This window comes from Brevundimonas bullata (assembly GCF_003350205.1).
GTDB lineage: Bacteria > Pseudomonadota > Alphaproteobacteria > Caulobacterales > Caulobacteraceae > Brevundimonas > Brevundimonas bullata.
This window is the reverse complement of the sequence record NZ_QLLC01000013.1, coordinates 1-14034: the sequence shown is the minus strand read 5'-3', so window position 1 is coordinate 14034 and position 14034 is coordinate 1. Positions and strand designations below refer to the sequence as shown.

At 68.7% G+C, this 14034-nt stretch carries 16 protein-coding genes; 7 read left to right on the top strand and 9 right to left on the bottom strand.

Annotation, left to right across the window (positions count from 1 at the left end):
• Positions 1 to 91: 91 nt before the first annotated feature.
• From DXK21_RS07970 to DXK21_RS07950, 5 genes are all read right to left on the bottom strand, one after another.
• The gene (locus DXK21_RS07970; RefSeq protein WP_114817257.1) at positions 92 to 370 is read right to left on the bottom strand and encodes a hypothetical protein; all 279 of its coding nucleotides are present in this window, start codon (positions 368 to 370) and stop codon (positions 92 to 94) included.
• A gap of 188 nt (positions 371 to 558) precedes the next feature.
• Positions 559 to 849 (bottom strand): hypothetical protein, encoded by a 291-nt coding sequence (locus DXK21_RS07965; protein WP_114817256.1) that lies wholly within the window; start codon positions 847 to 849, stop codon positions 559 to 561.
• 104 nt (positions 850 to 953) lie between these two features.
• The gene (locus tag DXK21_RS07960; RefSeq protein ID WP_114817255.1) at positions 954 to 1223 is read right to left on the bottom strand and encodes a hypothetical protein; all 270 of its coding nucleotides are present in this window, start codon (positions 1221 to 1223) and stop codon (positions 954 to 956) included.
• 84 nt (positions 1224 to 1307) lie between these two features.
• Positions 1308 to 2177 carry a flagellar motor stator protein MotA gene (motA, locus tag DXK21_RS07955; protein WP_114817254.1) on the bottom strand — a complete coding sequence of 290 codons (870 nt, stop codon included), beginning with the start codon at positions 2175 to 2177 and terminating at the stop codon, positions 1308 to 1310.
• A 118-nt stretch (positions 2178 to 2295) separates the two neighbouring features.
• On the bottom strand, positions 2296 to 4095 hold the full coding sequence (locus DXK21_RS07950; RefSeq protein WP_114817253.1) for a long-chain-acyl-CoA synthetase: 1800 nt from the start codon (positions 4093 to 4095) through the stop codon (positions 2296 to 2298).
• 336 nt (positions 4096 to 4431) lie between these two features.
• Here DXK21_RS07950 and DXK21_RS07945 point away from each other — a divergent pair, with 336 nt between their 5' ends.
• Entirely contained in the window at positions 4432 to 5025 is a 594-nt protein-coding gene (locus tag DXK21_RS07945) for a hypothetical protein (RefSeq protein ID WP_114817252.1), read from the top strand.
• A gap of 54 nt (positions 5026 to 5079) precedes the next feature.
• Here the strand turns inward: DXK21_RS07945 and DXK21_RS07940 are convergent, their stop codons facing one another.
• Both DXK21_RS07940 and DXK21_RS07935 read right to left on the bottom strand, forming a co-directional pair.
• Positions 5080 to 6393 carry a PQQ-dependent sugar dehydrogenase gene (locus DXK21_RS07940; protein WP_114817251.1) on the bottom strand — a complete coding sequence of 438 codons (1314 nt, stop codon included), beginning with the start codon at positions 6391 to 6393 and terminating at the stop codon, positions 5080 to 5082.
• 11 nt (positions 6394 to 6404) lie between these two features.
• Positions 6405 to 6989: a lipocalin family protein gene (locus tag DXK21_RS07935; RefSeq protein ID WP_245945143.1), complete on the bottom strand. Its 585-nt coding sequence runs from the start codon at positions 6987 to 6989 to the stop codon at positions 6405 to 6407.
• A 139-nt stretch (positions 6990 to 7128) separates the two neighbouring features.
• Here DXK21_RS07935 and DXK21_RS07930 point away from each other — a divergent pair, with 139 nt between their 5' ends.
• The 4 genes from DXK21_RS07930 to DXK21_RS07915 all read left to right on the top strand — a co-directional run bounded on the left by DXK21_RS07930 (position 7129) and on the right by DXK21_RS07915 (position 11463).
• Positions 7129 to 8064 carry an ABC transporter ATP-binding protein gene (locus DXK21_RS07930; RefSeq protein WP_114817250.1) on the top strand — a complete coding sequence of 312 codons (936 nt, stop codon included), beginning with the start codon at positions 7129 to 7131 and terminating at the stop codon, positions 8062 to 8064.
• Entirely contained in the window at positions 8064 to 8831 is a 768-nt protein-coding gene (locus DXK21_RS07925) for an ABC transporter permease (RefSeq protein ID WP_114817249.1), read from the top strand. Before DXK21_RS07930 ends, DXK21_RS07925 begins: the two co-directional genes overlap by 1 nt.
• Before the next feature lie 97 nt (positions 8832 to 8928).
• Entirely contained in the window at positions 8929 to 9957 is a 1029-nt protein-coding gene (locus DXK21_RS07920; protein WP_114817248.1) for a hypothetical protein, read from the top strand.
• A gap of 159 nt (positions 9958 to 10116) precedes the next feature.
• Complete coding sequence (locus DXK21_RS07915; RefSeq protein WP_114817247.1) at positions 10117 to 11463, top strand: GGDEF domain-containing protein; 1347 nt, start codon at positions 10117 to 10119, stop codon at positions 11461 to 11463.
• Between the two features lie 9 nt (positions 11464 to 11472).
• On the opposite strand, the gene DXK21_RS07910 is transcribed toward DXK21_RS07915, so the two are convergent.
• Together DXK21_RS07910 and DXK21_RS07905 are read right to left on the bottom strand one after the other, a co-directional pair.
• On the bottom strand, positions 11473 to 11850 hold the full coding sequence (locus DXK21_RS07910) for a hypothetical protein (protein WP_114817246.1): 378 nt from the start codon (positions 11848 to 11850) through the stop codon (positions 11473 to 11475).
• Positions 11851 to 11909: 59 nt separating this feature from the next.
• A complete protein-coding gene (locus DXK21_RS07905) occupies positions 11910 to 12692 on the bottom strand; it encodes a ribonuclease T2 family protein (protein ID WP_114817245.1) in 783 nt (260 codons plus the stop codon).
• A 123-nt stretch (positions 12693 to 12815) separates the two neighbouring features.
• Between DXK21_RS07905 and DXK21_RS07900 the strand changes: the two genes are divergently transcribed.
• Both DXK21_RS07900 and DXK21_RS07895 read left to right on the top strand, forming a co-directional pair.
• Positions 12816 to 13097, top strand: coding sequence for a hypothetical protein (locus DXK21_RS07900; RefSeq protein ID WP_114817244.1), 282 nt, complete (start codon positions 12816 to 12818; stop codon positions 13095 to 13097).
• A gap of 74 nt (positions 13098 to 13171) precedes the next feature.
• On the top strand, positions 13172 to 13846 hold the full coding sequence (locus tag DXK21_RS07895; RefSeq protein WP_114817243.1) for a DsbA family oxidoreductase: 675 nt from the start codon (positions 13172 to 13174) through the stop codon (positions 13844 to 13846).
• The last annotated feature ends 188 nt before the right edge of the window (positions 13847 to 14034 follow it).

The window sequence follows — 14034 nt, the reverse complement described above, 5'->3', positions numbered from 1 at the left end:
CGGCTGGATAGCAGGCACGAAAAAAGGGGCCGTCCGAAGACGACCCCTTTCCGCATCGCGACCCGTAAGGCCGCGATCCAAGACGTAAGTCTTAGTGAGCAGCGGCCGGAGCGGCGGCAGCCGGAGCAGCGGCGGCCGGAGCGGCAGCAGCAGCTTCAGCAGCAGCGGCCGGAGCAGCGGCGGCAGCTTCGCCAGCGGCGGCAGCGGCGTCGGTGGCAGCGGCGTCGGCGGTGGCGGCGGCGTCCGTAGCGGTCGCAGCGGCTTCCGAAGCGTCGGCAGCGGCGTCTTCAACCTTGTCGGTGGCGGCGGGTTGGCAAGCAGCCAGGGCCAGAGCGGCGGCCGAAGCGGCGATCAGAGCGGTGATGCGCATAATTTTTTGTCCTTCAGAAGGGAAACGCGAGATCATGAATCCTCGCTGAGGGGAGATAACGGGATCGTGAGCGAAACCGCAAGCGAAATTCTCACGGGTTCGTGAAGTCCCGTTATCCGCATGAAGAAAGGGCCGCCCCGACGTCAGTCGGAGCGGCCCCTGGCCGGATTTTTGACGGCCGAACTTTTTTAGTTGGCGGGAGCCGGGGCGGCCGGAGCGGGGGCCGGAGTCATGGCGGCGCCGGCGGCGTCGGCGGCCTTTTCAGTGGCGGCGCCGGCTGAAGCGGCGGCGTCGGTTGCGGCGCCGGCGGCGGCGGAAGCCGCGTCAGCGGCCTGGTCGGCCGCGACGACGGCCGTATCGGCGGCGGCGTCAGCGGTCGTAGCGGCGGCTTCTTCGGTCTTGGTCGCCGGTTGCTGGCAGGCGGCCAGCGACAGGGCGCTGAGGCCCGCGGCGACGATCATCAGGCGACGGATGGTCATGAGACTATAGCCCCTCAGATATCAGTTTCCGGCGGGACCATCCCGCCGACGTAAGGCGTAACGCGAGATTACGGGGTTCGACAAGCCCGATGTCGCCTTGGGCCTCAGGCCGAGGGCGACGGCGGCGTGGGCGGGGTCATGGGATCGGTCGGCGGCGTGTCGTCGGACGGAGGCGTCGGCGACGGACGAGGAGGCGGGACCGATTCGCCGGGCGGCGGGGCGACGTCGTCCTGAGCCTCAGAGGCCGTCGTCGATTCGCTGGAGACGGCGACGGGCTCGACCGCGCCAGGCGACGGCGTCGGGGCGGCGGCGTGATCGCAGGCCGACAGCGCCAGCAGGACCGAGGCGGCGAGCAGGGGCGGGAGGGCCTTCATGCGAAGCTCCACGGGAGATGCACGCGAACGTGACCCGTGGAGAACCGGCGTGAGGGAACTGTGTTCCCGTGGTCTTGCCCGAGGTCAGGCGTCCGTGGGCGCGGCGGCCAGGGCTTCTTCCATCTCGGTGAAGGAGGGCTGGGCCGTCGAGGGAATGTCGCCGCGGCCGATCTCGACCGAGATCTGGGCGGCGTTACCGTGCAGGTGGGCGACGAGAACGGAGCGGATGATTCTGTAGTAGGCCGCTTCCTCGTCAATGATCGCGTTCAGGCGTGCGGCGAAGGGGCCGACCAGACCATAGGCCAGGAAGACGCCGAGGAAGGTGCCGACCAGGGCGCCGCCGATCATGCCGCCCAGGACTTCCGGCGGCTCGGTGATCGAGCCCATCGTCTTCACGATGCCGAGGACGGCCGCGACGATGCCCAGGGCGGGCAGACCGTCGGCCAGGTTCTGCAAGGCATGGGCGGGCGCCAGGGCCTCGTGGTGGTGCTTCTCCAGCTGCTTTTCCATGGCGTCCTCGATCTGATGCGGATCTTCGAGGTTCATGGTCATCATCCGCAGGGTGTCGCAGATGAAGTCAGTGGCGAAGTGGTCCTTCAGCACCTTGGGGTACTTCTGGAAGATGGGGCTCTCGGCCGGCTTTTCGATGTGGCTTTCCAGGGCGATGACGCCCTTGGACTTCATGGTCTTGGTCAGTTGGAACAGGAGGGACAGCAGGTCCTTGTAGTCCTGCTTCTTCCACTTGGGGCCGGCGAAGGTCTTGCCCAGGCCGCCGAGCGAGCCCTTGATGACCGGCATGCTGTTGGAGATCAGGAAGGCGGCGACGCCCGCGCCGCCGATGGCCATGAACTCGTGCGGCAGGGCGTGCATGATGACGCCGAACTTGCCGCCCGCCAGGACGTAGCTGCCGAACACCATGGCGAACAGCAGGACAATGCCGATAATCTGGAACATGGGGCGGTCGGACGTCCTGGAGGAGAAGGCTCAGGACGCCCGTTATCGGCGTTAATGCTTAAGGGCGGGTTTCACGAATCCCGGTTCGGGACGTGAAAGCGGCGCAGGATGTCGCACCTCAGAGTCGCGTCGTGCCGTCGATGATGGCCTGATAGGCCTTGGCGGTCAGCTTCTGATAGCCGGTCTTGCCGCCGCGCACGTAGACGGCGCCCTCGACCTTTTCCAGATCGAAGCCGTCGGCGACCAGGTCGACCTTGCGGTACTTGAAGGTGCCGGTGGTCTCGGCGGACTTCATCAGGCGCAGGAAGACGGGGCGGGCGTAGGGCGGCAGTTGCTCGTCGGCGTAGGCGGCGAAGGCGGCGGGGTCGAACTTGCCCTCCATCACCAGACCGGCCATGCCCGCCTTGCCTTCCTGGCCGGGGACGGCGACGCCGTAGGCGATGACTTCCTGAACGCCCGGGGCGTCATGCAGGCGCTGCTCGACCTCGGCGGTGGAGACGTTCTCGCCCTTCCAGCGGTAGGTGTCGCCCAGGCGGTCCATGAAGTAGAAATAGCCCTCGCGGTCCTGGCGCATCAGGTCGCCGGTGCGGAACCAGCGGTCGCCCTTCTTGAAGACGTCGGTGAGGATCTTTTTCTCGGAGGCCTTCTTGTCGGCGTAGCCCGAAAAGTCGTGGCGGATGTCGGCGGCGATCTGGCCGATGGCTTCGCCCGTTTCACCGACCGAGACCAGCTGGCACATGCCGTCGGCGCGACGCAGGGGCTCGCCCGTTTCCGGGTCCAGCGCGATCAGGCGGATGTTGATCTGCGACTTCAGATAGCGGGGCACGCGGCCGATGGCGCCCGCCTTGCCGTCGAAGTTGAACAGGGAGACATTGCCCTCGGTGGAGCCGTAGAACTCCATGATGTCCTTGATGCCGAAGCGCTTCTGGAACTCGGACCAGACGTCGGGGCGCAGGCCGTTGCCGAAGGCCAGCCGCAGCTTGTGGGCGCGCTCGTCCTCATTGGGCGGGCAGTTGACCAGATAGCGGCACAGCTCGCCGATATAGACGAACATGGTGGCGCCCGAGGTCTTCACGTCGGGCCAGAAGTTCGTCGAGGAGAAGCGGCGGCGAATGATCATCCGCCCGCCGTTCAGCAGGATGGAGCCGACCCCCACCAGGCCGCCGGTCGAGTGATAGAGCGGCAGGCAGTTGTAGAGGGCGTCCTTGGGGGTCGAGGCCGTGGCCCCGGCGAAGGCGCGCATATAGGTGCGGGCGCGTGAATGGGGGATGCGCGCGGCCTTGGGCAGGCCGGTGGTGCCCGAGGTGAAGATGAACAGGGCCGTGTCGCGATTGGTCAGGCCGCTGCGCAGACCCTTGTCCGGGCGCACCGAGGAGGCGCTGCGCACCGCGTTGTCGATGTCGCGGCGGTCGTTGGTTTCATCTTCGTCGGCCAGGCCGTGAACCCAGCTCATCAGGTTGCGGTCGACGAAGGGGCGGGCGTCTTCCACCGCGCGCCAGCAGTCCTGATCCGTCACCACGTTGAAGGCGTTGGAGATGGTCAGGCAGTGGGCCAGAGCCTGGCCGGTCAGATTGGTGTTGATCAGGGCCGTGGCCACGCCGACCTTTGAGAAGCCGATCCAGGCGGCCAGGTATTCGACCCGGTTATGCATCACCAGGGCGATGACGTCGGACCGCTTCAGGTTCCGCGCCTTGGCCCAGTGGGCGTAGCGGTTGGCCAGGGCGTCCAGCTCGCGATAGGTCAGGCGGCGGTTTTCGTCCTCGAGCGCGACATTGTCCGAGAACTTGTCGACCGCTTCCTCGATGTCGTCACAGAGCAGGACGTCGCTGTCGAGGGTGATGGGCTTGATGCGCTTCAGGAGGCGGTACAGCCCGCTCGCGAACCTGATATCGCGCCGGATGTTCGCTGCCAGACCCATGGTTGCGCCGCCTCTTCCCGAAATTCGTCTTTTAACGGTGATGAACGGGAGGCGGCGACGGGTCAACAGGTCGAAGCGGCGCATCGCCACAATGTTTCGCGAATGCGATGCTTGGACCTCGCTTTGCATGACGCAGGGTAAGGTTCTTGCGCGACGTTACGTCAACCGGGGCCGGACCAGAGGCAAGCAAGGGCGCCAAGGATGACAGTCGTATGACTTGATCATGCTTTCGCCTGAACTGTGGCGGGGATGGTGTTTCTTCGAGGCGAGGGCGTTATTCGCGGAACCTTGCTTTTTTGACCAGTGTTGTGGGGACCTGGATAAGGAGAAGACATCATGTCCGTGACCTATACCGATCAAGTTCGCCCCGCCGCCGCCCGCCCCGCCGCCCGTGTCGACAGCGCGGCCTATGTGCCGGTCTATGCCCGCAGCGGCGCGCGCAAGTCGAAAAAGCCCGTCAAGACCTGGATGATCCTGGCGCCCCTGGGCGTGCTGGCGGTCGGCGGCGCGGCGGCGGCCATGCTGATGCAGCCGGCGGCCCCGCCCGAGGAGGCGGCGCCCTTCGCCCCTCTGGCGGCGCAACTCGCCGCGTCGGAGACGGCGCCGTTGCCGTCGATGCCGATGCAGACCCCGGCTGAGCTGACCACCGCTGCGCCGATTCCGTCGTCAGCAGCGGCGCCGGTGGAGCGTCGTGCGGCTCCCGTCGCTCCGGCGCGGGCCGCCCGCGCCGCCCCGCGCGCCGCCGCCCCGCGCGCCGCCGCGCCGGAAGCGGTCGAGGCGCCGGTCGCGCCCACGGGGCCGCAGCCCTATCTGTCGGTCGCGCCCCAGACGAATGCGCCCCAGCCCGCCGCGCCGATGATCGAAGCCCCGGCGGCGCCCGTCGCCTCGTCCGCCGCTCCCGCGCCGATCGTGATCACGCCGACGACCTGATCGCGGCGAGATTGAAGAAGGCAAGGCCCGGTTCGCGCCGGGCCTTTTCGCTGTTCAGGGGCGGGCGGGCGTGACGCGCCAGATGACGTCGCCCACGTCGTCGGCCACCAGCAGGGCGCCGGAGCGGACGCCCAGGACCCCGACCGGGCGGCCCATGGCTTCGCCTTTTTCGTTGCGGAAGCCGGTCAGGACGTCTTGAGGCGGACCCGCCGGCTTGCCGCCGCTGAAGGGGACGAAGATGACCTTGTAGCCTGCGGGCGGGTTGCGGTTCCATGAGCCGTGCTGGCCGATGATGGCCCCGTTGCGCCACTGGGGCATCAGGGCGCCGGTATAGAAGGTCAGGCCCAGAGAGGCGGTGTGAGAGCCGAGGGCGTAGTCGGGCTTGATGGCTTTCGCCACCATGTCGGGGCGCGGCGGCTGGACCCGCGCATCGACTGTCTGGCCATAGTAGCTCCACGGCCAGCCGTAGAAGCCGCCGGGCGTCACCGAGGTCATGTAGTCGGGCACCAGGTCGTCGCCGATCTCGTCGCGCTCATTGACCGAGACCCACAGGCGACCGTCCTCGGGGTTCCAGGCCATGCCGACCGGGTTGCGCAGACCTGAGGCGAAGACGCGGCGCGAGCCGGTGGCCGGGTCGATCTCCAGCACGGCGGCGCGGTCGACTTCCTCGTCTAGGCCGTTCTCGCCGACGTTGGAGTTGGAGCCGACGCCGACATAGAGTTTCGACCCGTCCGCCGAGGCGACCAGGCTCTTGGTCCAGTGGTGATTGCGGCCGGCGGGCAGGTCCGCGACCTTGACCGGCGTCGCGGCGATCTGGGTCTGGCCGGTCTGGTAGGGGACGGCGACCACGGCGTCGGCGTTGGCGATGAACAGGCGGTCGCCGACCAGGGCCATGCCGAAGGGCGAGGTCAGGCCGGACAGGAAGACGGTCTTCGTTTCCGCGACGCCGTCGCCGTCGGCGTCGCGCAGCAGGGTGATGCGGTTCGCGCTGGGCACGCCCGCGCCCGCCTTGCCCATGACCAGGCCCTGAATCCAGCCGCGCAGCCCGCCCTTCTTGTCGTCCGGCTTGGGCGGGGCGTTGCTTTCAGCGACCAAGACGTCGCCGTTGGGCAGTTCATAGAGCCAGCGCGGGTGGTCCAGGCCTGTGGCGAAGGCGTCGACCGCCAGCCCGAGGGCCGCGACCGGGGTGCGGCCCTCGGGCCAGCCGACGACGGGGGCGATCTTGACCGTGGGGATGGTCTGAGGCCGGGCCTCGGGCAGCTGCGGGGCGGCGCCGTAGCCGACGCTTTCCGGCAGGGCGCTTTCCGTGCCGCAGGCGGCGAGCGCCGTCAGCAGGGGCAGGGCGGCGACGAGGCGGCGACGGCTCATGCAAAGTCTCCTCAGCGTTCGGGCAGGGCGGGGAACTCCAGTCGGCTGACATCATAGCCCAGTTCGCCCGCCCGTCGCGTCAGACGCGCCAGCTGGTCGGGGGTCGGGACCTCGCGCGTATAGATGAACAGCTTGTCGAAGGTCGGGTCCGACGAGATGAACCAGCTATAGTCCTCGGCCCGGTCCAGCACCCAGTAGTCCCAGGTGATGAAGCCCCACAGGTATTTGACCCGCAGCTTGGCGTTCATGCCGGGGTCGAGGATTTCGCCGCGACCCTCGATGGCCTTCTCGCGGCCCTGGGGCGTGCCGACCTGGCAGGTGTCGCGCACGGCGACGCGGGTCGGCGCGGTCAAGGCATAGATGCTGGCGCCGGCTACGCAGCCGTCGGTGATCTTCATGGGCAGGCGCGCCACCTCGTGCCAGCGGCCCGACCACAGGCGTTCGGCGTCGATGGGTTTCAGCGGCTGGGGCGCGCGGGTTTCGCTCATGGACGGGGCCGTGGCGCAGGCGGCCAGGGTCAGGACCAGCATCAGAACCAGGGCGGCGGCCGGCGCCGCAACGGCGAGGCGACGCAGGGGCAGGGCGGCGACGGGCATGGGAGCCTCCGTGTGACGAAAACAGGTTTACGTCCGCCGTTCCCTGTCGGATGACTTCACGCTGGGAATACATGTCGGCGGCGGGGTCTTGAGCACGCCGCCACGCCTGCCTATCTGCCAAGCCTCGCCGGGAGGGGCCATGCCGTCAGTCATCACCATCAAGGGTCTGACCAAGACCTACAAGTCCGGCCATCAGGCGCTGAAGCCCATTGATCTGGAGATCGAGAAGGGCGAGATCTTCGCCCTGCTGGGACCGAACGGGGCGGGCAAGACGACGATGATCTCCATCGTCTGCGGCATCGTCACGCCCTCGACCGGGACGGTGATCGCCGACGGTCATGACATCCAGAAGGACTATCGCGCCGCCCGCACCAAGATCGGCCTGGTGCCGCAGGAGCTGACGACGGATTCGTTTGAGACCGTGCTGGCCACCGTCACCTTCAGCCGGGGCCTGTTCGGCAAGGCGCCGAACCCGGCCCATGTGGAGCGGGTCCTGCGCGACCTGTCGCTGTGGGACAAGAAGGACGCCAAGATCATGACCCTGTCCGGCGGGATGAAGCGCCGCGTCATGATCGCCAAGGCCCTGAGCCACGAGCCCGAGATTCTGTTCCTGGATGAGCCGACGGCGGGCGTGGACGTGGAGCTGCGCCGCGACATGTGGGGCCTGGTGCGCAAGCTGCGCGATCAGGGCGTCACCATCATCCTGACCACCCACTATATCGAGGAGGCCGAGGAGATGGCCGACCGAGTGGGGGTCATCCTGAAGGGCGAGCTGATCCTGGTCGAGAAGACCGCGACCCTGATGCGCAAGCTGGGCAAGAAGACCCTGACGCTGAATCTGCAGGAGCCGATGACGGTCATCCCGCCGGAACTGGCCGAATGGGACCTGAGTTTGCAGAACGAGGGCGGGGAGCTGGAATACGCTTTCGACGCCCACGCCGAGAAGACCGGGGTGCCGTCGCTGCTGCGCCGCCTGTCTGATCTGGGCGTCGCCTTCAAGGATCTGAACACCCGCCAGAGCTCGCTGGAAGACATCTTCGTCAGCCTGGTCCACCGCGACGGGGAGAGCGCGTGATGACGTTCAACGGACATGGCGTCTGGGCCATCTATCGGTTCGAGATGGCGCGGGCCCTGCGCACCCTGTGGCAGTCCATCGTCACCCCGGTGATCACCACGGCGCTTTACTTCGTCGTCTTCGGCGGGGCCATCGGCAGCCGGATGGAGGAGGTCGGGGGCGTGCCCTACGGCGCCTTCATCGTGCCGGGCCTGATCATGCTGAGCCTGTTCACCCAGTCGATCTTCAACGCGTCATTCGGCATCTATTTCCCGAAATTCACCGGCACCATCTATGAGATCCTGTCGGCGCCCGTCAGTCCGCTGGAGATCGTCATCGCCTATGTCGGGGCGGCGGCGACCAAGTCGGCGGTGCTGGGGCTGATCATCCTGGCGACGGCGGCCCTGTTCGTGCCTTTGCAGATATTGCACCCCTTCTGGATGCTGGCCTTCCTGATCCTGATCTCCACGACCTTCAGCCTGTTCGGCTTCATCATCGGGGTCTGGGCGCAGAATTTCGAACAATTGCAGATGATCCCCATGCTGATCGTCACGCCCCTGACCTTCCTGGGCGGGGCCTTCTATTCGATCGACATGCTGCCGGACGGCTGGCGCACGGTGACGCTGTTCAACCCGGTGGTCTATCTGATCTCGGGCTTCCGTTGGGCCTTCTACGGGATCGGCGACGTCAGCGTGGGGTTGAGCCTGACGGCGACGCTGGGCTTCTTCTTCGCCTGTCTGGCGGTGGTGGGCTGGATCTTCAAGACAGGCTATCGTCTGAAGAACTGAACGGGTTCGGCATGTCACGAAACCGCCGAACTCGCTCAGCAGTTTGAGGGTCTGCCGACCCTTCTCGTGATGCGCGCCGCCCGGCGCCGGAGCCCGAATGTCCGACGCCGACGACAAGTCTGTTCCCTTCGCCCGCCGCCAGGTGCAGTGGGGCCGTCCGCCCCAGACGACCTTCATCGCCGGTCCGCTGCCGCGCGGCACAGGCCTGATGCCGCCCGTGACGCCCCAGGCGCCGCAAGCGCCGAAGCCTGCGCCTCTACCGACTGCACCGGCGGCGTCCGCGCCGCGTCCGTCCGCCGCGTCGAGCGGTATGTTCGGCGCCTCCCTGGTGCCGCAACGCCGGGCGCCGCAAGCGAACGCTGCGCCGAACCTGCTGACGGCGCCGATGCCGTCTGCGCCCCAGTCTCAGAGCCCGTCTCAGAGCCCGTCGCAGCCTGCACGCGCCGCCGCTCCGGCCGCCCCGGCGGCGCCGACTGCGCCCGTCGATTTGACGCCTCGGGCCTTGCCGGCGGCGCCGGTCGCGGCCCGCGCGCCGGAGGCGGCTCCCGCGCCCGCGCCTGAACCGGCGCCGCGTCCCGTCCTGGCCGAGCCTGTGCTGGAGGCGCCCCGGGCGGCGACCCCTGTGAAGGCCCCGGCCCGCAGCCGCACGCCCCTCTACATCGCCGCCGCCGCCGTGGTGGTGATCGGGGCGCCGGTGGCCACCTGGCTGATCACGCGCTCGAACAGCGAACCGGCGACGCCGTCCGCGCCTGAGGTTCCGGTCGCGCCGGATGCGGCGCTGGCCGTTCCGGCGGTCGAGGCGGCGCCGGCTGCGGTCGCGGCGCCGCTGACGCCCTCCACGGCGCCAGCCCCGACGCCTGCCCCGACGCCTGCCCTCGTCCGAGAGGCCGCGCCGCGCCGCGCCGCCGCTTCGCCTGAAACCCTGGCCGCGAATACGGCTTCGCCCGCCGCCGCGACGAGGCCCGCGGCGACCACGTCCGCCGCGCCGGTTACGCCGCCGCCCGTCGTGGTGGTGGCGCCCGCGCCGGAGCCCGTTCAGCCCGCGGGGCCGCCGCCGACCGCCGCGCGGCCCTCGCAAAGCGACCCTGACGCCCCGGTGATCACCAAGCCGCAGCCGCTGGACTAAGACAGGCCGCAGCTTAGGCTGCGCGCTGAGATCACGGCGTTTGACGGCTGTGCAGGCGCTTGTCCGCCTTGTCCGGCCCGGCTATGGCCGAGGTCGGATAGGGTCGCGCGGGTCGGGACGTTCTGCCGGCCCCCAGTCAATGTCGCGTGAGTCATGCCTATGCCAACCTCGAACCCAGCAGCATTCGCCGCCCGTTTCGGCGGCGAGGGGCACAAGGGCGCGGCGGCGGCGGCGGTTCGGGCGCTGCTGAACGCGCACGCCGACAGCCTGGTCAAGGCCTTCTACGACACGCTGCTGGACGACCCGGAGGCCAAGGCCTTCCTGCATCACTCGATTGTTCAGGAGCGGTTGAGCCGGTCGCTGCACGACTGGCTGCTGGACCTGCTGGACACGACCGAGGATGCGAACGACGCCGCCTTCGTCGCCCGTCAGATCAAGATCGGCGAGGTTCACGCCCGCATCAAGATTCCGGTGCATCTGGTCATGGCCGGCGCCTCGGTCCTGAAGGCCCGCCTCGCTGATCTGCTGGAGAGCGAGGCCGACGGCTTCCGCCAGTTCCGCCTGATCGACGAGCGCATCGACGCGGCCATCCGCCTGATGAGCCAGTCCTATGTGAAGGGGACCATGAACCGGGCCCGGCTGGACGAGGCCTATCGCCTGTTCTCGCTGGATCAGGACGTCAATCTGGAGCGCGAGAGCCAGCGCGCCAGCCTGATGGAATGGGGCCAGAAGACCCTGTTCCGCATCCTGGGCAACGGCGCCGTCGACGGGTGCGAGGCCATGGCCAACTCGCCCTTCGGCCTGTGGATTCGCCACCGCGCGGGCTTCCTGTTCGAGACCTCGCCGCATCTGGTGGCGCTGAACCAGGCCATGGCGCGGATCGACGGCGAACTGCTGCTCCGGCTGGAGCCCGACAGCGGCGGCGACCGCGCCGAGGCTCTGAAGGCCTTGCAGGCGGCGGTGGAGGAGGTCGCCTATCTGTTGAACGAGATGTTCCAGGTCCTGGGCGACATGGAGAACGGGCGCGATCCCCTGACGCGGGCGCTGAACCGCCGCTTCCTGCCCTCGATCCTGAGCCGCGAGATCGGCTTCGCCAACGCCAACAAGAGCGCCCTGTCGGTGATGCTGATCGACGTGGACCACTTCAAGAGCGTCAACGATACGCGCGGGCACCAGGCCGGCGACGAGGTGCTGCGTCAGGTGGCCGAGGCGATCACCGAGAACGTCCGGCCCAGCGACTTCGTCTTCCGTTACGGCGGCGAGGAGTTCCTGGTGGTGCTGGTCGAGACGCGCATGGATCAGGCCATGGCCATCGCCGAGCGCGTCCGCGCCGCCCTGCAAGGACGTGAGATCAAGGCGGGAGGGCTTGAGACCTTCAGCGTCACCGCCTCGATCGGCGTGGCCGAACACGGCGGCCACCCGGACGAAAACTACCTGATCAAGGCCGCTGACGAGGCCCTGTATCGCGCCAAGCAGACGGGCCGGAACCGGGTCGAGCGGGGCTAGGCTCCACGCCTAGCGCAAGGTCAGGTAGCCGCGTTCGACCATGCGGCGCAGGGCCTCGTAGGCCTCGGCCAGTTCCTCGTAGGCGGTGCGGGCGGCGGTGAGGCGAGCGGTCTGGTCCACCGTCACGGCCGAGCCGGATTCCGACAGGCGCACGGCCTCGGCGGCCCAGCGGGCGCGGGCGTTGGCGGTCAGGACGGCCAGCTTCTGGAAGGTGCCTGCATCCACCCGCGACAGGGTCTGAGCGATCACCTCGCGGTTCGAGATGAAGGCCGCGTAGTCGATCTGCTCCAGCAGGCCGCGCAGGCGGCGCTGCTCCTGCGGGTCCTGATCCTGCGGTTCGAAATGATCCCGCTGGCGGCGATAGCTCTGGGTCAGCACGGTCGACATCGGCGGCGCTCCACAAGGCGGCCCACAGGGACCGCGCCGATGAAGCTGGGCCGCTTTGGTTAAGGAGCAGTTTGCACGCCGCCCGAGACGCCGGTGGGGGCCAGCTTCAGCCGCTCGCGGTCGGGGGCGCCGAGGCCGCGCGGGCAGGCCATGGGCTGGTAGGCCTTGGAGTAGCAGAGGCGGGCTTCGCGGAACCAGCCGTCGGTGGTGGCGACGAAGACGCCGTCGCGCGGCAGGCCGGGATTGGCGGCGACGAAGGCGTCGCGGATGGCGCCGGCGGTCAGGCGCTCGGCCGGGATGGCCTCCAGATCCGGCTTGTTCAGGCCGTTCCACATGCGGGCGGCCTGTTCGAAATAGGCCTCGGGGCTGTCCCAGCCGCAGGTCCCATGGGCGGCCCATTCGTGCTGCTGCAAGGACGGCGAGGGGGTCATGCAGAAGTGCTTCTTCACCGTCGCGACCGGGATGGCCGGGCCCGGAGCGGCGCAGTAGCGCGGGTGCTTGTTGTCCGCGCCATTGGGCCAGAGGCCGTGCAGGGTCAGGCCGAACTGGTTCTGAGCGCACTGGTAACGCTCGTCCGGGTAGTCCTTGCCCGAGCGGCAGGCCTGGGGCGACCAGCTGACGGCCAGCATGTTGAAGGCGACCGGCACGTCGGCGGCGACCTCGTCGGCGGGCGGCGTATAGGGGCGGGCGGGGGTCAGGTCGGCGGGGACGGCGCAGGTAGCGCCCTCGGTCGCAGCGGTCATGACCGGGGACGATAGGCGCGGCTCGCAGGCGGCCAGCAGCAGGGCGGCGCCCAGGGCCAGGGCGGAGGCGGCGGGCGTCAGCAGGGAGAAGGGCCGCATCAGGGGCTCCGGTCGGGTCGGCGGGGAAAATCGACGCCTAAACGCTTCCCGCCATGCGGTCGAGACGGAACCCGGCGCCCGTCTCGCCCATTGATAAGCGTGAGCATAAATGGGGAGCCTGTCATGCCCGAACAAACCGCCTTTGAGACCGCTCTGGAAGAGGCGATCGCCCTGTTCGAACAGGGCGAGGCGATGAACCAGGCCCGCTTTGACGAACTGCTGGCCGAGCTGGAGGCGCGGCGCCCCGAACTGGAGGCCGTGCCCGAGGACGATCCCCGCGCGGCGCAGGCCCGCGCCTTGCAGGCCCGCGCCAACGAGCTGGAACGGCGCGCCGCCGTGGGCCACGGCCAGATGGACGAGGTCAACACCCTGCTGACGCCGCTGATGGGCCGCAAGGGGGCGTAAGTCCTCCCCGGAAGGGGCTGGCGCTGGTAATCAGCAACACTATATGGTGCGGATAACACGTCCGAGGAACCGCCATGACCGACGCCGCCCCCGCCCTGAAAACCCTGAAGATCGACTTCGTCTCGGACGTGGTCTGCCCCTGGTGCGTGGTGGGGCTGGGCGGGCTGACGACGGCCCTGGAGACGCTGAAGGGCGAGGGCGTCGCGGCGGACATCACCTTCCAGCCGTTCGAGCTCAACCCGCAGATGGCGCCCGAGGGCGAGAACATCGTCGAGCACATCGGCCGCAAATACGGCGCGACGCCGGAGCAGTCGGCGGCCAACCGCGTCATGATCCGCGAGCGCGCCGCCGAGGTCGGCTTCGACATGCGGATGGGCGACGACAGCCGCATCTGGAACACCTTTGACGCCCACCGCCTGCTGCACTGGGCGCATGAGACGGCGCCCGACAAACAGGAGGCGCTGAAGCGCGCCCTGTTCACCGCCCACTTCACCGAGAACCGCAACCTGACCGACGCCGGGGTCCTGACCCAGGCCGCCGAGGCCGCCGGGCTGGACCGGGCCGAGGCGGGCGAGGTGCTGGCCTCGGGGCGGTATGCGCCGGAGGTGCGCGCCGCCGAGGAGCTGTGGCGGGCGCGGGGGATCACCTCGGTGCCGGCTGTGGTGGTGGAGGGCAAGCACCTGATCAGCGGCGGCCAGCCGGCGGCGGCGTTTGAAGAGGCGCTGCGGAAGATTGCGGGGGAAGGCTGACGTCCTTCTCCCCTTGCGGAACCGTTGCATTACGGCCCAGCTGTTAGCTTGGGGCGGTGAGGCGGGGGCTCATGCGGGTGAGATGGGCTCTTCCGGGTCGGCCCGGCGGGTTTGGGGCGGATTCCGGGCTTGGTCAGGCGGGTTGCAGGGCGGCCCAGCGGCGCAGGTTGAAGGCCATGGCGACCATC